The organism is Priestia sp. ABM2_011 (assembly GCF_056158845.1).
The window spans coordinates 3,058,070-3,076,625 of sequence record NZ_JBSWUB010000001.1; the positions used below are offsets into that span (position 1 = coordinate 3,058,070).

Annotated in this window: 14 protein-coding genes and 1 pseudogene; 3 read left to right on the plus strand and 12 right to left on the minus strand. The window is 38.4% G+C overall.

The window, feature by feature from the left end:
* The first annotated feature begins 76 nt into the window (after window positions 1–76).
* Window positions 77–655 (plus strand): DedA family protein, encoded by a 579-nt coding sequence (locus ACXAE4_RS16490; RefSeq protein WP_028413408.1) that lies wholly within the window; start codon window positions 77–79, stop codon window positions 653–655.
* Between the two features lie 48 nt (window positions 656–703).
* Here the strand turns inward: ACXAE4_RS16490 and ACXAE4_RS16495 are convergent, their stop codons facing one another.
* Genes ACXAE4_RS16495 through ACXAE4_RS16510 form a run of 4 tightly spaced genes read right to left on the minus strand, consistent with a single transcriptional unit; the run spans window position 704 to window position 4,465 of the window.
* On the minus strand, window positions 704–1,183 hold the full coding sequence (locus ACXAE4_RS16495; RefSeq protein WP_028413409.1) for an RNA polymerase sigma factor: 480 nt from the start codon (window positions 1,181–1,183) through the stop codon (window positions 704–706).
* 16 nt (window positions 1,184–1,199) lie between these two features.
* Window positions 1,200–3,209, minus strand: coding sequence for a DUF6449 domain-containing protein (locus ACXAE4_RS16500; protein WP_289578916.1), 2,010 nt, complete (start codon window positions 3,207–3,209; stop codon window positions 1,200–1,202).
* Complete coding sequence (locus ACXAE4_RS16505; RefSeq protein ID WP_154972906.1) at window positions 3,184–4,083, minus strand: ABC transporter ATP-binding protein; 900 nt, start codon at window positions 4,081–4,083, stop codon at window positions 3,184–3,186. Before ACXAE4_RS16505 ends, ACXAE4_RS16500 begins: the two co-directional genes overlap by 26 nt.
* Window positions 4,076–4,465 (minus strand): GntR family transcriptional regulator, encoded by a 390-nt coding sequence (locus tag ACXAE4_RS16510; protein ID WP_289578915.1) that lies wholly within the window; start codon window positions 4,463–4,465, stop codon window positions 4,076–4,078. Before ACXAE4_RS16510 ends, ACXAE4_RS16505 begins: the two co-directional genes overlap by 8 nt.
* A gap of 344 nt (window positions 4,466–4,809) precedes the next feature.
* On the opposite strand from ACXAE4_RS16510, the gene ACXAE4_RS16515 reads away from it, so the two are divergent.
* Window positions 4,810–5,682: a LysR family transcriptional regulator gene (locus tag ACXAE4_RS16515; protein WP_475236408.1), complete on the plus strand. Its 873-nt coding sequence runs from the start codon at window positions 4,810–4,812 to the stop codon at window positions 5,680–5,682.
* A 324-nt stretch (window positions 5,683–6,006) separates the two neighbouring features.
* Here ACXAE4_RS16515 and ACXAE4_RS16520 read toward each other — a convergent pair.
* The 3 genes and pseudogenes from ACXAE4_RS16520 to ACXAE4_RS16530 form a co-directional block, all read right to left on the minus strand.
* Window positions 6,007–7,206 (minus strand): annotated as a pseudogene (locus ACXAE4_RS16520) (MFS transporter).
* A gap of 219 nt (window positions 7,207–7,425) precedes the next feature.
* Window positions 7,426–7,803 (minus strand): PH domain-containing protein, encoded by a 378-nt coding sequence (locus tag ACXAE4_RS16525; protein WP_028413413.1) that lies wholly within the window; start codon window positions 7,801–7,803, stop codon window positions 7,426–7,428.
* A gap of 64 nt (window positions 7,804–7,867) precedes the next feature.
* The gene (locus ACXAE4_RS16530) at window positions 7,868–10,015 is read right to left on the minus strand and encodes a YhgE/Pip domain-containing protein (RefSeq protein ID WP_289578913.1); all 2,148 of its coding nucleotides are present in this window, start codon (window positions 10,013–10,015) and stop codon (window positions 7,868–7,870) included.
* Window positions 10,016–10,125: 110 nt separating this feature from the next.
* Here ACXAE4_RS16530 and ACXAE4_RS16535 point away from each other — a divergent pair, with 110 nt between their 5' ends.
* On the plus strand, window positions 10,126–11,301 hold the full coding sequence (locus ACXAE4_RS16535; RefSeq protein ID WP_289578912.1) for an alanyl-tRNA editing protein: 1,176 nt from the start codon (window positions 10,126–10,128) through the stop codon (window positions 11,299–11,301).
* Window positions 11,302–11,342: 41 nt separating this feature from the next.
* Here ACXAE4_RS16535 and ACXAE4_RS16540 read toward each other — a convergent pair whose 3' ends face one another.
* The 5 genes from ACXAE4_RS16540 to ACXAE4_RS16560 form a co-directional block, all read right to left on the minus strand.
* A complete protein-coding gene (locus ACXAE4_RS16540) occupies window positions 11,343–12,263 on the minus strand; it encodes a 1,4-dihydroxy-2-naphthoate polyprenyltransferase (protein ID WP_025752322.1) in 921 nt (306 codons plus the stop codon).
* Window positions 12,264–12,497: 234 nt separating this feature from the next.
* Window positions 12,498–12,737, minus strand: coding sequence for a hypothetical protein (locus tag ACXAE4_RS16545; protein ID WP_028413416.1), 240 nt, complete (start codon window positions 12,735–12,737; stop codon window positions 12,498–12,500).
* 145 nt (window positions 12,738–12,882) lie between these two features.
* Window positions 12,883–15,495, minus strand: a complete 2,613-nt coding sequence (locus ACXAE4_RS16550) for a helicase-related protein (protein ID WP_289578911.1) — start codon at window positions 15,493–15,495, stop codon at window positions 12,883–12,885.
* Between the two features lie 210 nt (window positions 15,496–15,705).
* On the minus strand, window positions 15,706–17,067 hold the full coding sequence (locus tag ACXAE4_RS16555) for a purine-cytosine permease family protein (protein ID WP_289578910.1): 1,362 nt from the start codon (window positions 17,065–17,067) through the stop codon (window positions 15,706–15,708).
* Window positions 17,068–17,087: 20 nt separating this feature from the next.
* Window positions 17,088–18,536 carry an aldehyde dehydrogenase family protein gene (locus ACXAE4_RS16560; protein WP_475236413.1) on the minus strand — a complete coding sequence of 483 codons (1,449 nt, stop codon included), beginning with the start codon at window positions 18,534–18,536 and terminating at the stop codon, window positions 17,088–17,090.
* Window positions 18,537–18,556 lie beyond the last annotated feature (20 nt).

The following is an 18,556-nucleotide window of genomic DNA, read 5'->3' on the forward strand; positions in this document are numbered from 1 at the left end:
CTATACTTTATTTTTATTTTGAGCGAACACTGTGTGTCACTCTCTCGTATTCTAATGAAGAAAGGAGGAAGAAAACGTGATTGATCAGCTTATCGGAGCCATTAACCAATTAGGCTACGGATATTTCTTTTTTATCATTTTAGTCGGAGCCAACCTTACTCCTATTCCTGACCCAGTATATATTATGCTTGCAGGCAGCCAGGCTACGTCTCCATCCGTTCAGTATATTCCAGCTTTTATACTTACCTACAGCGGCATGATGCTTAGCTTATACCTCAAGTTTTTGATAGCCAGTCTTTTTTCAGCTCAGGCGCTTGCGCTATTAAAACGCCCGCGATGGGAAAAGAATGTCATGAAAGTTGAGCGAACAATTCAAGAATATGGATCTCACGCCATCATCGCAAGCTACTTTTTACCAGGAATGCGACATGTGATGCCTTTTTTTCTCGGGGCAAGCGGAATGAATCATCGTCATTACATTAAAGTCTCATTTTCTTTTGGTTTCATTTGGACGCTGGCTTTATTTATTTTCGGTTCCTTTTTTAATACGACATCTTCTTATACTGATGTGATTGAGATCACTTTAGCTTTTTGTGCGATCAGTTTGATTATCTATGCCGTCCAAAGAAGAAAAATACGAAAAAAACAGCAGTAGTTTGTGTAAAAAAGTTCTTTTTCACAAACTGCTGCTGTTTCATTTATATTAAATGACTTCATTATATCCCTTCACAAAGTATTTGCGCGCGCGGTAAAGAGCTGATTTTAACGTAGTCATCTGCATATTTAATAACTCGGCAATTTCTTCATATTTAAATCCTAATCCATATTTTAACAGAAGCAAATTGCGATACTTAGGATTCAATTGATTTAAAATCGCCTGACATTCAGCCGCTTCTTCATTTCTGAGGACCTGCTGAATAGGCGTATACATAACGGGTTCTTCTTTGTAAGAAGACGTATAGCGGTCTTTCACTATTTTACGCCTTCCTAAGTCACAGCGTTTATTTAATGCGACGCGAAACATCCAAGCTTTTATTTTTTCAGGATCGACCATTTCTTGTTTTTCTAAATATTTTAATGCTACTTCTTGCGTAATATCTTCGGCGTCTTGTCTATTCACACCATTTTTTAATAAATAAGCCAGCACCTGATTTAAATAATCTTGTAATTCCTCGCCGCACATAATAAGTTCTCCCTTGTTATTTTAGTTTTTCTTTTAGTTCTGCTGGCAATTCATTTTCATTCAACATATAAATCTGAGGAGTATCTACTTGGTCTTTGTAATAAAAAGCAACAAGATAATCTCCCGTGTCTCGTAAGTTCGCATGTTGAAGAAGTGTTTCTACCTGCTGATTGTTTTTTACTTTAATTGCTTTCTCATCCTTCATTAGAGATGTAAACTCTTCTTGAAGACGATAATCGTTTTTAAGATGAGAAGAATTTTTAAACACTTCGGTTTTTTCTACGTCCTTTGGCATGAGACGAGCACGTTCATATAAACCCTCTTTTTTCAGCCATGCTTCTACTTCGCTATAAGACTTATCCCAAGATACAGTTTGTACGTACTGTCCTTTTCCATCCATAAACTCAATTGAAGCCCAGCTTTCTTTTGTGCTGTACATTTCATCAAACGTTTCGTTCATCATCGACTGTTTGACTACGTGTATAAGTTCTTGTACTTTATCTGGATTTGTAATGTTGATTGAATTTGACTTTCCTTGAACAGAAAAACTCACGCTTTTAATTTTATCCGTGTTTTTTGTTCGTAAAAGCGGATGGAAATTTTCTTTGTATTCTTTTGTTTCTGCAATTTCTTTGTAAAAAGCTTTATAGTCTGAAAATGGAATAAAGTATTCTCGGACCATTTGTTTTCCATTTTTTAATTTATAAGCAAATACAGCCATTTTACCGTTTCTGCTTTCTATTTCACTTTGTTTATCAGGATCCAGCTTCTTATCTTTAGATGCTGTAATTTGTTTTTGCAGCTGACGAACACTCTGAATCGTTTCTTTACTTGTATAGTAATATGGAGCTTCATAATAGCCATTCATTCCATTTGCATAGTTTTCAGGTTTATCAGTCAATGGATATATATCTTCATCGAAATATACACTTTCAATCTCTGAAGCTGCCGGTACTTTAGTAGAGTAGCCAAATACATCTAAATGAATGATAAAGCCAACGATAGCTGCGGCTATAACAAAGCCTAGATACCCTTTCCATTTCGTAAAGATCCGCCACGTTTTATTTAAGATAATTTGAGCAACTATATAACCTATTAATGAACCAATAATATAGCCTACGACCATCCATGAAAATTCACCTTTCATGCTAATAAAGTAAAATCCGCCTAACATGAGTGAACAAGCGGTTACTCCGTATACGAATACCGGTTTTAACCAGCTAACTGAAATGGTTTGCGTAGCAGCTTCTACTTTTCTTTTTTTGTAGGTGATTAAAGCAATGATGTAAAATAAGACAATGAGTCCAATATAAACAAATGCACTAGTAGAAAAGCTTTTATGAGCTACCATTTGCGCTACGTGTGAAAACGGAACAAGGCTGTCAACATTTTTGTTCACGTAATAGTCATACGCATAGCCGTACCAGTAAAACTTTACATTGGATATAGCTAAATAAGAGATTCCGCCGGGTAGAAGAAATAGAACATATAAAAAGATTCCTTGGAGGACAGACATTCCGGTGAACATTCCCGCTAAAACAGTTCCAGTCAGCACAAATAAATTAATTAAAATACTGTAACCGACCCAGCTTAGAACATCTCCTGTTGTATAAACATCCTCAACGGTTAAAACTCCTTTAACGGCAAAAGTAACGACTCCCGTAATTAAAATAGGAACAACTAAAACCAACGCGCCCAGAAGCATATTTTGATGAAACAGTGTAGAACGCTTAATTGGTAAACTATGAATATAGTCAGCCGCAATCTTCGTTTGGATATATCTAAATAGGAAAATACCAAGTAACACTGGTACAACAAACATAAACACAAATTCCAGCCCATCCAATACGTTAAATAGCGTATCTGGTTTTTCTATATAAGGCTCTACCTTTCCTGTGAAAGTAAAAATCAGTTGTAAAGGTAAAGCGAACAGCAGTACTAGCAAGTATACAAGCCCAATCCATCCCACGTTTCTCATAGATTGAATCCACATGCCGCGGTTAAACGATGATGTTTTCGATTGCATAACCCACATCCCCCATTTCATAAATAAAGATTTCTTCCAGCGTAAGTGGCAAGATGTCAAAAATTAAAGGCTTATACGATCGGACTTTGTTTACTAAGTGATTTTCTTTTCCTCGAACAATACAAAGCAAGACGCTTCCTCGTTTTTCTTGATATAAAATGTCTAGCGTGTCATAAAGCGCTAGCGGCACATCTCCTTCGAATGCAACTTGAATTTTGTGCACATCAGACTTTAAATCATCCAGCTCTTTTTCAATTAATAATTGACCGTGATGCAAGATGCCTACATGATCACACAGATCTTCCACTTCTCGCAGGTTATGTGACGAAATTAAAATCGTCATTTCCCGTTCTGCCACGTCTTGAACAAGAAGGTTTTTGATTTTTTGACGCATTACCGCATCTAAACCGTCGAGCGGCTCATCTAAGATAAGTACATCAGGCATAGCAGACAGCGCTAACCAAAATCCTACTTGACGCTGCATTCCCTTGGACATTCTATGTACCTTTTTATGTAATTGAATTGGGAAAGCTTCTTTTAATTTTTGGAACCGTTCTTCGTTCCAAGTCGGATAGACGCTTCTATAAAAAGACGCTAATTGCTTAATCGTTGTTTGAGGGAAAAAATAAAGAGAATCTGGCATAAAAATAATACGTTCTTTTAAACCAACGTTTTCGAATACTTCCTCGCCGTCTATGGCAATCTTTCCGTGGTCCTGGTTGTAAATACCTGCAATGATTTTTAATAGCGTTGTTTTCCCTGCCCCGTTGGAGCCAAGCAGTCCGTAAATAGATCCTTTTTTTATAGAAAGCGTGACGTCTCTTAGAGCTTCCATTTCTTCAAACTCTTTTTTTATCGCCTTCAGTTCAATCACTATCGCTTCCTCCTTTTACTGCTTTTTCAGCCTGTGAAATAAGTGATAGAATTTCATCTTTCTCCATTCCTAAATACATAGCTTCTGCCAACAGCTTTACTAATTCTTCTTTCATCTTTTTCACCTTCTCGTTATTTAGTGTATCAACTTGAGGCGTTACAAAACTTCCTTTTCCTGGAACTGAATAAATATAGTTTTGATGTTCTAGTTCACGATACGCTTTTTGAATTGTATTTGGATTAATCGTTAATTCTTTTGCTAACAGCCGAACAGATGGAAGCTTTTGATCGGCCTTAAAGACTTCATGAATAATAAGCTCTTTCAATTTATCTACTAATTGCTCGTATATCGGCTTACGACTACGAATATCTAAATCGAACATAGTCTGCCTCCCTTCATCTACCCAAAATCATGATGTGTGTACTAGGTGTATTAACTGTATTACTTATCGCATTACAGTTAATATTATAGTATGTTTTCTGGAAAAAACAAGTACTTTTTTTACTTTTGTTACAAATAGATGACAAAAAAGTGTTTAATAGCTTTATAGATGAAACAAAAATAACTGTAAACAAATTGCGCAGGCTGCCTTCGTTGCAAGCCAACATACTCCTTTAAGTCAGCACCTTGTTTTACTTTTCTTAACCAAGTGCCTCTAGTTATTACCATAATAATGTTTTATAATGTTTATAATTAATTTTTTTAATATAAAAGGAGCCATACTCTATGTACTATGATGCGTTAAAAACGTTTGTTTCTGTTGTAGAAGAGCAAAGCTTTACAAAAGCTGCGGAAAAATTAATGATTTCACAGCCAAGCGTAAGCGTACACATCAAAAATCTCGAAAAAGAATTTCAAACTTCCCTGTTCCTGCGTTCACCTAAAATGTTAAAAATCACACCCAGCGGCGAAATTTTATACGATCGTGCTAAACAAATGATTCAAATATATGAGCATACGAAACGAGATATTTACGAACACCATCACCGTGTCAAAGGAATGCTAACGATTGGCGCCAGCTTTACAATTGGCGAATATATTCTTCCTTCCTTTTTAGCAAAGCTTCGTGAACAATATCCTGATATTGATGTAGAAGTGACGATCGGTAATACAAAAGAAATTGCTCAGCTTGTTCGTCATTTCAAAGTGGATGTAGGGCTTATTGAAGGTCACACGGAAGAGTCCGATTTACATATTCAGTCCTTTATGGACGATGAGCTTGCCATCGTTGCGTCAGTGGATCATCCTTTAGCTCAGCTTAAAAAAGTAGAAATTGATGATTTACAAAATCAGCGGTGGGTAGCGCGTGAAAAAGCCTCTGGAACAAGAGAATATTTAGATCACGTTCTAATGTCCAACGGTTTAAAAATGAAAAGCATGCTAACGATCAGCAGCAATCAAGGAATTAAAGAAGCGATTGTTCACGATTTAGGAATGTCTGTACTCTCGCTTTGTGCTATTAAAGAAGATGTAGAACAAAAGCACCTGTCGATTCTCAATGTTAACACCGCTCCTTTTAAGCGCCGTTTTTCTTATATCTATCCTGCTAACAGCGCTCATAAAAAAGTGGCGGAGCTTTTTATTCAGCTTTTAAACTAGGGAATGAAATTAAGACATAACTAAATTACTTCAATCTAAAGACTAAAGTAGCTAGTATAAATTACTTGCGACACCGCAGTTGATTTCCGTGCAAGACTTCGCTTTCTGCGGGGTCTCACCTGTTCCGCTTTCCCGCAGGAGTCTCCGTCTTGCCCTCCAATCAGCTGCTAGAAGGAACGAAACAGATGAAACTATGTTCACCATAACAAAAAAAACGAACCACTAATCAAACATGTTGATCAATGGTTCGTTTTTCACTTGGGCTAAAATCCTTTTGTACCGGCCTCTTTTTTTAAATCAATAGCTATATGTCTTTACATTTTCTTAGTGAACGTGCGTCTGCTGAGCCGGCATTTTTGATAAACGAACAGCTAAGAAAAAGGCTGTTGTAAGAAACACACCAATTAGAGCAATCACACCTTTCCAGCCGTACGCGCTCCAGCATAAGCCAGCCGCAGTCCCTCCAATGCTCGATCCTGCATAGTAAAAAAATAAATATAAAGACGAAGCCTGCGCTTTGTCATGCGTTGCTCTTCTTCCTACCCAGCTGCTGGCGATGGAGTGACTTCCGAAAAAGCCAAACGTCAGCAGCAAAAGCCCGGTAATTTTTATCCATAAAACGGGATGCAGCGTAACGATTGAACCTATAAGCGTAACAGCAATCGTACATAACAGCACCTTTTTCCGACCGTATCAATCCGCCAGCGTCCCCATCCAGACTGAGCTGAATACTCCTACAAAGAAAATGATAAAAATAAAACTTACAAGAGTATGATTCCAAGAATACGGAGGAGCAGATAAAGCGTATCCAATATAATTGTATAAAGCTACATTACTTCCAAGCAGTGCAAAACCAATAGCAAAAAGACAAAGCATCCCTTTATCTTGAAGATGACTGCGAAGAGAGCCGGTAAGCTGACGAAGTTCAAATGACCGAGAAGTAAAGTTCTGTGAATCAGGCAAGTTCATAAAAAAAACAAATGTGGCCAATAAGCTGATTGCGCTTACAACATCAAGAGCTACAGACCAGTTAAAATACTCCGTGAGCACTCCTGTCATAAGTCTTCCCGCTATGCCTCCAAAGGCGTTTCCGCTTATATAAATCCCCATCGCTTTTCCTAAACTTCCGGGTTCAATTTCTTCTCCTAAGTAAGCCATGGCCACAGAAGGCAACCCTGCTAACACGATTCCTTGAATAACGCGAAAAACTAACAGCGTTTCAAAGGTAGAGCTAAATGCTGTCATGATACATAGCAATGACGCAAAAATTAACGATAGGCCCATCAGTTTCTTTCGTCCCCACACTTCCGACAAAGAACCTAAAAAAAGCATACTAACCGCAAGCGTGATGGTCGTTAACGAAAGAGATAAACTCGCAAACGCCGGAGATATCCCAAATTCTCTAGAAAATTCAGGTAAAATGGCCTGTGTACAATATAAAATTGAAAATGTGTTGAAGCCTGCTGCAAAAAGCGCAACATTTGTTTTGCGAAAAGCCGATGTTCCAATTACGGTATAACTCACAGTTGGTCACTTCCTTTTTTCTCTAAAAAAAGCATATCACGGTTTTTTTATTCTGTATAATTCATTATGTAAATCGTTTTCATGCATTTCGGTAATGAGTAAAGTGAAAATAGGAATGGACAACAGCCTGAGTATTTTCAAACGACTGTATGCAAGACTGCTATGCTTTCTTGTTTTACACACAAAAAAAGTCGAGCCAATTTTTCATGGCTCAACTTTTTAATTCAATACATAAGATGCTAATACTTTTTGCACGTCGTAAATGCTTTTATCTTTACGAAATTCTTTTGAGATTGGCGCGCTAGAACCAGATACCCAAATATTTAATTCGGCATCTAAATCGAACGTTCCAGCCGTTTCTACGCTAAAATGTGTAATCGTTTTATAAGGAATGGAATGATAATCTGTTTTCTTTCCCGTCACTCCTTGTTTATCAACGATAATTAAACGTTTCGTCGTAAACACCATTAAATCGCGAATGACTTTATACGCTTGTTCCACTCGCTCGTTGGCAATTAAAATGTTTTGTAAATCTTTTTCAGTTCCTCTTATATCTGCTTCTGATGCATTTCCTAATAGTCCATCTAATATACCCATGCTTATCACTCCTTTCTATCTACACTACCGCATTTTGTTCTGTCTGGAAACCCAAAACGTTTTTTTAATGAATTAATTTACTTTCACGCGCTTTTTTTGTTAATTTTGCACTCGTTTTACTAAGAGGCTTGTGAAGAAAAATGCCAACGAGCAGCACGCCAAGCCAAATGCAAAGTAGAACCGTAACGTCTTTTCTTATAATATCCGCTAACATGCCTCCTACAACTTCTCTCATCATGCTTATTGCGTAGGTAAATGGCAAAAACGGATTGAGTGCTTGGAAAAAAGCAGGCACGACTTGAATCGGAAATGTACCGCCTGCAGCGGAAAGCTGAAGTACAAGCAAAACAATCGCCATCGCTTTTCCTGCATTGCCAAATATCGCTACAAGCGTATAGACAATCGTCATAAACACGAAGCTGCACAGCAAGCCTAAAAAGATAAAAGGCACTTTGTCTACGACGTACGTTTTGATTAAAAATAAATCGCCTAGCGTCACAATAAAAGCTTGCACAAGAGCAATAGACAAAAACGTTAAAAGTCTTCCAAGATAGACTTCATAGCTTTTGAACCGCTCTTCATCCGCTACTTCTACGCTTAAAATTGAAACTAACAGCAAAGCTCCGACCCACAAGCAAAGCGTTGTATAAAACGGCGACATAGCCGAGCCGTAGTTCGGAATGGGATAAAGTCTTTCTTCTTTTAAAAGAACCGGCTTAGCAAAAAAATCACTTTCTTTTTGTACATCGTTTTTTAACAAATTAATAATATCTTCAATGTTTTCTTTTCGCTGAAATTCGCGTATTTTATCCGCTATATTGTGCACGTTTTGTTCAATTCGCGGAAAGTCTTTTGTTATTTTCGCAAGCTCCTGCTGTCCGAGCAAAATGCCACTCGCTGTTTTAGACAGCACGTTCGAAACATCCGGCATGCTTTTATTGGCTTCATCAAGCAGTGCGTTTGCGCTTGCTGTTTTATCTTTCGCTTCTTTGATAGCTTGTTCAATAGCCGGCACAATCGTAGAAGAATACGAATTCGTTAACGTATTTAATTTAGAAACAGCTTGGTCGGTGCGAGAACTGAATTTCTCAAGCACACTTGGATCTGGTGCATCTCCATTTTTTGTTTGCTGCTGCAAGTCGTTTACATCCGACAGCTGCTGCTGTAAAAGCGTATGTACACTTTTTATTTGATTAATAACCGGTGAAAGAACGTTCCCTTGAGACACCGCATTTAAATCCGTAAGAAGCGTAAGAATTTCTCCTGTGTCAGCAACTTGTTTTGTTAACTGCACTTTTAGCTGTTCCGCTGCTGCGCTGACTTCAGCCGGCGCTATATCTTTTTCCATCAGCTGATTCTTCAATTCTTGAACTCCGAGAGCTCGTTGTTGAACACGGTGCAGCGTTTCGCTGATCGTTGGCTCAGCGTTTTTTAACACTTCATCGCTTTTAGTTAAAAAAGTGTTTAGCTGCTGAGTCATCTGTGCGCTGTCAGCTGTTAATCTCTCTACTTCAGGAAGAGCGGCCTGAGCTTTCGATACAATAGCTCCAGCTTTTTGAGTGGTGTCATTCGCTTCATTAATTACTTTTTTAATTTCAGGAAGACGATTTTCAAGCTCAAAAATCCGTTGTTCAACTTGTTGAATGGTCGGTAAATCCCGCTGCAGGGTAATACCTAGTTCGTTAAAAACAGAAAAAATGGCTCCATTCGCTGTTTTGACGAATTTTTCACTAATCTGTTGTGTTAAGCTGCTGGCTCCTTTGCTTGTAATTTTAGGCGCTACGGCGTTTATTTTTTCGTTTACTTTGTAAATAATGACCGGCTTTTCCAAACGATCTTGAAGAACGGTACCAAGCTTTTGTGAAAAATCTTTTGGAATAACAATACTTGCATAATAGTCTCCGTGCTTTACTCCGTGATCAGCTTTTTCTTTGGAGACAAACGTCCATCCAAGCGTTTTATTTTTCTTTAACGTTGCAATAATATCTTTTCCCACGTTTACGTGCTGCCCTCTTATCGTAGAACCTTCGTCTTCGCTCGTTACTGCAATGGCAATACCTTCAGTCCGCCCGTATGGATCCCAAGATGCTTTTATATTAAACCATGCGTAAAAAGACGGCAGAATCATAAGCGTCAGCACAATGATAATCATCGCCCAATTGGTAAAAATCCTTTTTAAGTCACGCGTATAAATATAAACAGTATTTTTCATATGTCCCACCCAGTTTTATTATTACAAGTTAGCTTATCCATGTTCGAAGAAACATATTTCTGATACTATAGAAAAAGTTAGATATGGTTTTAGTAGAAAGGATGATGAACATGACAGAAAGACTTTATTATAGCAATCCCTACATAAAAACGTGGGAAACAGAAGTGACAGAGACGCGCGCTCTTTCAACTGGCTACGCATTAACGTTAAAACAAACCGCTTTTTATCCAGAAGGCGGCGGACAGCCTTCTGACTACGGTACTATTGCCGGAATCGACGTAAAAGATGTGTACGAAGAAAATGGAGAAGTCTATCATCTCGTTGATACACTGCCTGCACAAACAAACGTCACGTGTGAAATTGATTGGCACCGCCGCTTTGAACATATGCAGCAGCATAGCGGACAGCACTTACTTTCGGCTCTATTAATCGATACATACGATATTCACACCGTTAGCTTTCATTTAGGAAGCGACGCTGTCTCTATTGATTTAAATGTGCCTCAGTTATCTCATGAGCAGCTATTACACATTGAAAAAAATGTAAACGACGCTATTTACAGCAACCGCCCCATTAAAACGTACGAAGTGAAAAAGGAAGACTTACATACTCTTGCGCTTCGCAAAGTGCCCGAGCTAGAAGACGAAGTGGTACGCATCGTAGAAATTGAAGGCATTGATGTTTCTGCCTGCTGCGGTACTCATGTGAACCAAATTGGAGAGCTTGGCCTTATTAAACTTACGAAAACAGAAAAGCAGCGCGGCAATACACGCCTATTTTTTAAATGCGGTATGCGTGCATTAGCTGATTATCAGCAGTCTCAAGAAATCGTAGCAGAACTTAGCAACAAATTCAGCACAAGCCGTGAATTAGTTGTAGAACGAATTAAAAAATTGGAGACTGAACAAAAAGAGCTGCAAAAACAACTAGAAGAATTAAAAAATGAAAATGCAGCTTTTTTAGCAAATGAATTAGAAGCAAAAAAAGAAGGATCATTTCTGTACCATCACTTTGAAAACCGTACATTAAAAGATGTGCAAGCTTTGACAAAGCAGCTGCTTCAAACGCCTGATACGACGCTTCTTTTTGCTTTTTCAAGTGATCAAAAAGTCTTGCTGGCTCACAGCGGCAGTGAGGTAAAATGCGGAGAGCTTTATAAAGAGCTGCTTCCGCTTTACGATGGAAAAGGCGGCGGCGGACCAAAACAAGCTCAAGCCAGCTTTTCATCTTCTGAAAATATGAACGCATTTATTAACGCAGTAAAAGAAAAAATAACTGGAGCATAACAAAAAGCCTGTCTTTAAAAAGACAGGCTTTTTCAACACAATCAGCTTACTAAATAGCCAATTAATAAACCAATTGATAAAGTAAATCCAAAAAACGTATTGGTTTGAGCAGTTGCTTTCATCGCAATAAGCTCTCCGCGTACAAATGCTTGTACGGCTTGAATGGGCTTAGGTGCACTAAGGAACACTAAGAAAATCCAAGGGCTAATATCGAAAAATACAACTAATGCAACGGTCCAAATATACGCAATGCCGAACAAAGCAGCTAAAAATCTGATCGCATTTTTAGAACCTAATAAAATAGCTAGCGTACGTCGTCCCCCTTTTGTATCTTCTTCTATATCACGAATGTTGTTAGACAAATTAATCGCGCCTACTAAAATCGCAATAGGGAGTGATACAAAGATGCTTTCAGACGTTACGGTATTCGTTTGAATAAAAAATGAAATCAACACGAACATCGCGCCCATGCACAGACCTGAAAATAACTCTCCAAACGGCGTATACGCAATCGGAAGCGGTCCGCCTGTATACAAATAACCAATCGCCATACCGACTAATCCAACTAAAGCAAGCCACCAGCTGCTGTTTGCACATATATATACGCCTAAAATAAGAGCAATTCCATAAGAAATCAGTGCTAAATTTAATACCGTTTTCGGCTTCATTCCGTGTCTGACGATGGCTCCTCCAATTCCTACGGAGTCTTCTGTGTCTAACCCGCGTTTAAAATCATAGTACTCGTTAAATAAGTTCGTCGCAATTTGAATCCACAAACATGAAAAAAGCATCGCTAGGAACATCCAAACGTTCACATGGCCATAAAACATAGCTAGAACTGTTCCAATCAAAACGGGTACAAACGATGCCGTTAACGTATGAGGACGGGTTAATTGCCACAAAATTTTCCCTTTACTGTACTGCTCGACTGCAGCTTTGTTTTCTTTGTTATGACTTGTCATCATCCTCTTCCCTTCTATTACGAACCGTATCTCTATTTAAAAGTGCTGCTTTTAACATAATGAATGATAGCAAACTTACTCTAAGACAATACACGTCCGCCCAACAAAAAAATCACGGAATCCTTTAAAATATAAGTTCCATCTTATATCATAATAATTTATTGCTCTTTTTACAAGATGACCGCTTATACATTTCCGGCTTTTTTCTACAAAAATCTGCTTTGACACGGAAATTCATAGGAAAAAGATTAAAAGCCTGTATGAAAAATGAGATTGAGACATAACTACATCAATGCCATCTAAAGAAGCACAAATGGGATACACGAGCTGAACAGCTTGTGACCCCGCAGCTGATTTCCGTGCAAGACGTCGCTTTCCGCGGGCGGCCGCTGAGCCTCCTCGTCGCTTACGATCCTGCGGGGTCTCACCTGTTCCGCTTCTCCCGCAGGAGTCTTTGCCTTGCCCTCCAATCAACTGCTAGAAGGAACGAAACACATGAAAGCTACCTTCACAATAAAAAAAGCCGAACGAATTGGATTCTCAACCGAGAATCGAACTCGTTCGGATCTTCCTTTAACTAACATACGTTCATACAAGCCTCTTTTTTTATCACTACATCTTAGTAATTAAAATCGTCGTCCCCGTGTCTTCTGCGAAATCTTTTATGAAAACACGAATCGCATATCGCATGATCATGATTCCAAGGAAGGTCTTTAGAACACGCACTGCACGTTCTTTTAAATTTTTTCATATCTTTTCTTAATACGTCATGTATTTTGTTTGTAAGCTCTTCTCGGACACGCTCCCAGTAAATAGCTTCGGGTCTTCTATCCATTCGATATAGAAATAAAAGATGCAGGCCAATCGCTTTATAAGACAGCTCTAATTTTTCGAGTGAACCTTCTATTATCCTTGGTTCAGGTAATTCTGCTCTGTTAACAATTGCATTCATGCTAGCCACCCACTGCTTTTTCAAAGAGCTTTCTTTTGCTGAAAACGGCAGCTGCAAGTAACCATATAAATCAACAATGGGCATTTTCGCTTCAATCAGCGTGTCTTTCACTTCCTCATAAAGCTCACGTTCTTGTGCCAGGTTTGATTTTTGTGTACCTTTTGGATTTTTAAATTTAGCCCACATGTCAAAAAACGTTCCGAGGTCATGATGATATTCTTTAAATCTTCTTAGCATATCTGAAGTAGGCGCAATTGAAAATTTGCTGATTTGCTCGTCTGTTGAAAATAACAGTTCTCTCATTTGCTTTGCTTCTTTAGCGAATGCAACTTCTCCCACATTATAGAGACCCTTTCTTCCAGCACGACCTGCAATTTGCTTTAACTCTTGAGAAGTCAACAACCTCCGTTTTTGCCCATCAAATTTCATGTTTTCTAAAAGGACAATTCGTCTAATTGGAAGGTTTAACCCCATTCCGATCGCATCTGTAGACACAATGACATTTGTTTCTCTATTAATGAACTGCTCAATTTGTTTTCTTCTTGTTTCAGGCGGCATACTTCCATAAATCACGCTAACTTTATGACCATCTTTTTCTAGCTTAGCCGCTGTCTGGAGTACTTTTTTACGTGAGAAAACAATTAAAGCATCTGCGGGTTTCACTTGTTCAATTTTGAAATTTCGAAGATCTACTTTTAAAGGTATATCTCTTTCGTACTCATGAATTTCTGAGATCACACCGTCTAACATCTCTTCTAACATACTTCGAATGCTTAAACTCCCGATCACATGAACTTGTTTGGCATTAGCTCGGGTGATGGCTTTATACCATGAAAACCCCCGATCTCGGTCTTGAATCATCTGTGCTTCATCAATTACCGTTACATCGCCATGTTCTAATTCGCTAAACATTTCTACGGTGCCGGCCATATGCTGAGCGTCTTCAACAATCTTTTCTTCTTCACCTGTTTTTAACGAACAAGCAACTCCGTCTTTGTTCAGCTTTTCAAAGACTTCTAAAGCTAACAGGCGAAGCGGCGCTAAGTAACTACCCGAAGCAGCTTTCTTTAATGACTTTAATGCTGTATACGTTTTTCCTGTGTTTGTATCACCGAGATGAAGAATGTATTCCGTTTCTTTTCTTGGATCCATTTCGTATTCGGCACCAAAAATATAATTTAACTGTCGCTGTTCTTCTTCAATCAGCTTTTTCTTTTCTTCACGTTCACGTTCTTGTTGTAATCGTCTTTCTTCCAGCTGCTGTGTGTATCTCTCTTGATGTTCTTCGATTGTTAAATTGTGATCTGAAACTTCTAGTACATCGGAAAGCTTTTCTTCTACAAGCATTCTTTTATATTCATAGACCAAATCCGATAAATCACTTCTGAGTGCTTTTATAATATCCATTCGTGTTACCGAATCATTTGTATAAGATTTATACTCTTCTTTAAATGAAGCAGGAAGGTCATCCATAATCATAGTTGGAATGATTTCATAAATTTTATCGGTGATAAATACCTCGTATACATCTTCATACGTTTCAAACAAGATAATCGTTGAATATCTGTCTAATTCTGAGCTTACGTTCCCGGTGAGCTCTTGAAAAAAGTCATGAACCGTTTCATAATCATGACGTGTTAAATCACCGTTTTCTATTAATTCATCTTCAAGCTCAGTATGCGGCGCATAGTTTTCAATATACTTTGAGTTTGTTTCAATGTCTTTTGATAGCTGATGTGAAAGCTGTTCTCTTATATGTAGGTAATACAGCTCTTTGTTTACTTCCAAAATAGGAGCTGTTTCTAAATTTAACTGTAATTGATATCTGGCTTTTCGATCATTAATACTTTGCTGTCTTTCTTTCTCTTTTCTTTCTTCTTCTTTTTTGGCAAATTCAACTCTTGCTTCTCCGTATAGAGATAGCCACTCTGCTTTATTGCCCTTTCCGTACTGCTTTTCTAACCAAGAAAAAGCATCAAATTCTATACCTTTTCTCGTTTCTTTAGCAAATAACTTATCGATAGCTTGAGGTTTATATCCTTTTATCTCAAAGCCTCTTTCTGTTAAATACGATCTTCTGTTTTTCTTAGATACAGAAGAAACAACTATTTTTCTCCACGCAGTCCCCCAGGCTTTTTTAATAAAAGAGTGCCTGTCTGTTAAATACGTCTCTAAATCCGGACATTCGTCTTGTTCACCTAATACGCTTTTTATATCCTGTAGCAATGTATGCTTAGTTTTTTCAATGGCCCTGCTTTGAATAGCCTCTAATTCGAGCATAAAATTCTCCTTTTGAAAGTTTTCCTACATTTATTATAGGAAAGACCCCTTATAGAATCAAATACATTGTTATTACTTTATTTGAGGCTGGATTAAGAACTTCTCTTCCCCATGCTTTTGCTTATTTCTCACCTATTTTCAAGACAAAAAGCTCCTTTAAACAGGAGCTTTCAATATATTTTAGATAATTCAGTCTTTTTTAAATATCTATCAAGCATTTTTGTCGATTCCCTTTGAGTAAGTGATGGAGAGCTGTGAAAGCTTGGTGAACGATACGTGTAAAACACCTGTAAATAAAAAAGCTAAGATTGTTGCTCCTGTGGCTAGCGGGTGAACGTACGTAAAATAATAGGCAAATATAGCCCCCACTACGTATGATAGATACACATGAAGGTTAAATCCTTTTGTATACCAATATATTTTATTTTCCTTATCTAGAATAGCTGAAATGTCATAGTGTTTTCGGCGAATGATATAGTAATCAACAAGAACAATCGCAATAATAGGAATAAATAAGACGCCGATCATAAGCAAAAAGCTTTGAAAATTTGTCATTAACCACTCTTTTAATAAAGAACCTAGGACTGTGACAACTCCCATGGTTAGTGCCGGTATCCAGAACCTCTGCTTTGGAAAAATAGACAAATAAGACATTGTTGCGCTATACAGTACCATTACGTTGGTTGACAACACCGATAAAAAAATGACGATGGCTGCTACTAATCCCAACAGCGGGCTATATGCGCCAATTAAATTTACCGGGTCATACGTTTGCGTCATATTTCCGAGAATGGAAAAGCCGGAAACCGTTGCGCCTAATCCCATCGCAATCAAAGTCGCAACGTTATAGCCTAAATACGTTCCCGCAATTCCCGTTTTTTCAGATTTACAGTTTCGGTTATAATCGCAAACAATAGGAATCCACGTAAAAGCTGTAGCTACTACAATATCAAAAGCTAACATTCCTGTAATACCAGGGTTTTCACTTGCTTTCATTTGAATTAATTTTGCTGCATCAAATTCGATAAACAAATAGCTAAACACAACGGTTGCTAAAATGACCATAAGCGTAGCTACTAATTTTTCCGTTGCTTCAATGCCTTTGTGTCCGTATATAGAAATAGCTACTACTAGTACTTGAGTAAGAATTGTAAATAGATTGATGTTGCTGTAACCGGTCAAAAAGGTGACGGCATGATTTAAACTTAGCCCTGCCATGTAGGCTTGAATCCATGCCCATCCTATTAATGTAATAAGATTAACAGCAGCAGGAAGCATAGCTCCTCTTTGCCCAAAAGCAGGTCTCATCAAAACCATGGTTGGAAGACCGGTTCGAGTTCCGATATTCCCCATCAGCACGAGCGGCATAGCACCAACTAAAGAGCCAAGCACAATCACAAATAATGCCTTTAAAAAGGTCATATCGGGTACAAACAGCATTCCGGTAAAAACGGTCGTTACTACCACATTGGCTCCTATCCACATGGAAAATGTAGAGAAGAAGCCCATACTTCTTTTATTCATTGCAATCGGCTGCACATCATCATGGGCGAGACCACTTTTTGTTGTCATCCCTTTTCCACCTTTCACTTTTATTGATACCAATTGGCTCGAGCTAGCTTGGAATTTGTATTCACATGTTTTATTTCAGTAAAAGCAGCTAATCCTGATGGGCCTAACTCCCGGCCAATGCCGCTTTCTTTAAAACCGCCCCACGCCGTTTCAATATGAGGCGTATGGTAGCCGTTGATCCAAATCGTTCCCGCTTGAAGCTGTTCAGCAACTCGCTCTGCTTTCATTAAATCATTCGTTAAAACCCCTGCAGCTAAACCAAATCTCGTGCCGTTGGCAAGTGCTATGGCTTCTTCTTCACTTGAAAAAGATTGAACGGTAATGACGGGACCAAATATTTCTTCTTGGACGACTTTCATATGCTGCTCCACGTCAACGAGCACCGCTGGCGTTATATAGTTTCCACCTTCGCAGTCAATTAACGTTCCTCCTGTTAATAAATTCGCACCTTCTTCTTGACCTAGCTTAATAAAACTCTGTATTTTATTCAGATGCTCCTTGCTAATAACCGGACCCATCTCCGTTTCTTCTCTTAACGGATTACCAATTTTTATAGCAGCAACAGCCTCCGTAAGAGCAGAAAGAAACGGCTTATAAATAGACTCATGTACGAGTATACGCGATGAAGCTACACACACTTGTCCTTGGTTAAAAAATGAGCCAAACATTGTCCAGTCTACTGCAACATCAATTTCGCTATCTTCAAAAATAAGAAGCGGAGATTTCCCTCCCAGTTCAAGCGAAACTCTTTTAATCTCTTTTGTGCACTGCTGATAAATACGTTTGCCTGTTTCTGATCCTCCTGTAAAAGAGACTTTGGCTACGTCTTTGTGTTCAACAAGGGCACTTCCCACTTCACCGTCTCCTGTAAGTAAATTAAACACGCCTTCTGGTATACCAGCTTTTTTACATAGTGAAGCTAACTTTAAAAAAGAAAGCGGCGTTAATTCTGACGGCTTAAACACCACCGTATTTCCAGCTGCTAATGCAGGAGCCAGCTTCCACATGCCAAGCAGCAAAGGGAAATTCCAAGGAACGATTAGCGCACATACGCCAATAGGTTCTTGAATGATTTTACTGTTTGTGTCGTCGAACATGTTCTTTGTCCACGGCTGATTTTCTTCTATTAAATTTGCGTAATATCTTAAACAATTAATTGTATCTTCAATATCTAACTGCGCTTCTTTTATCGGTTTGCCAGTATTTAATGTTTCTGTTTCAGCGAATATACTCGCTTCTTTTTCTAATAAGTCTGCTAGTTTCGTAAGCACCGCTACACGCAGTGATTTATTTTTCTTCCATTCACTTTGTTCAAAAGCCTGCTTTGCTTTACCTACCGCTTCCTCTACTTGTTGAAGCGACGAGTCAAACACTTCCGCTATAATCTTATTGGTCGCTGGGTTGATTATTTCTCTTTTACATGGTTTTGCTTGTTTCTTATCTATTTTTACATTTACTTGCCCTTTCATAGTCAAACACCCCTCATAGA

What these genes read in the sequence shown, in the direction of transcription:
- ACXAE4_RS16495 (WP_028413409.1), bottom strand. Translation starts at nt 1,183, where the DNA reads ATGTGCGGCGAGGAATTACAAGATTATTTAAATCAGGTGCTGGCTTAT.
- ACXAE4_RS16500 (WP_289578916.1), bottom strand. Translation starts at nt 3,209, where the DNA reads ATGCAATCGAAAACATCATCGTTTAACCGCGGCATGTGGATTCAATCT.
- ACXAE4_RS16510 (WP_289578915.1), bottom strand. Translation starts at nt 4,465, where the DNA reads ATGTTCGATTTAGATATTCGTAGTCGTAAGCCGATATACGAGCAATTA.
- ACXAE4_RS16515 (WP_475236408.1), top strand. Translation starts at nt 4,810, where the DNA reads ATGTACTATGATGCGTTAAAAACGTTTGTTTCTGTTGTAGAAGAGCAA.
- ACXAE4_RS16525 (WP_028413413.1), bottom strand. Translation starts at nt 7,803, where the DNA reads ATGGGTATATTAGATGGACTATTAGGAAATGCATCAGAAGCAGATATA.
- ACXAE4_RS16530 (WP_289578913.1), bottom strand. Translation starts at nt 10,015, where the DNA reads ATGAAAAATACTGTTTATATTTATACGCGTGACTTAAAAAGGATTTTT.
- ACXAE4_RS16535 (WP_289578912.1), top strand. Translation starts at nt 10,126, where the DNA reads ATGACAGAAAGACTTTATTATAGCAATCCCTACATAAAAACGTGGGAA.
- ACXAE4_RS16540 (WP_025752322.1), bottom strand. Translation starts at nt 12,263, where the DNA reads ATGACAAGTCATAACAAAGAAAACAAAGCTGCAGTCGAGCAGTACAGT.
- ACXAE4_RS16550 (WP_289578911.1), bottom strand. Translation starts at nt 15,495, where the DNA reads ATGCTCGAATTAGAGGCTATTCAAAGCAGGGCCATTGAAAAAACTAAG.
- ACXAE4_RS16555 (WP_289578910.1), bottom strand. Translation starts at nt 17,067, where the DNA reads ATGACAACAAAAAGTGGTCTCGCCCATGATGATGTGCAGCCGATTGCA.
- ACXAE4_RS16560 (WP_475236413.1), bottom strand. Translation starts at nt 18,536, where the DNA reads ATGAAAGGGCAAGTAAATGTAAAAATAGATAAGAAACAAGCAAAACCA.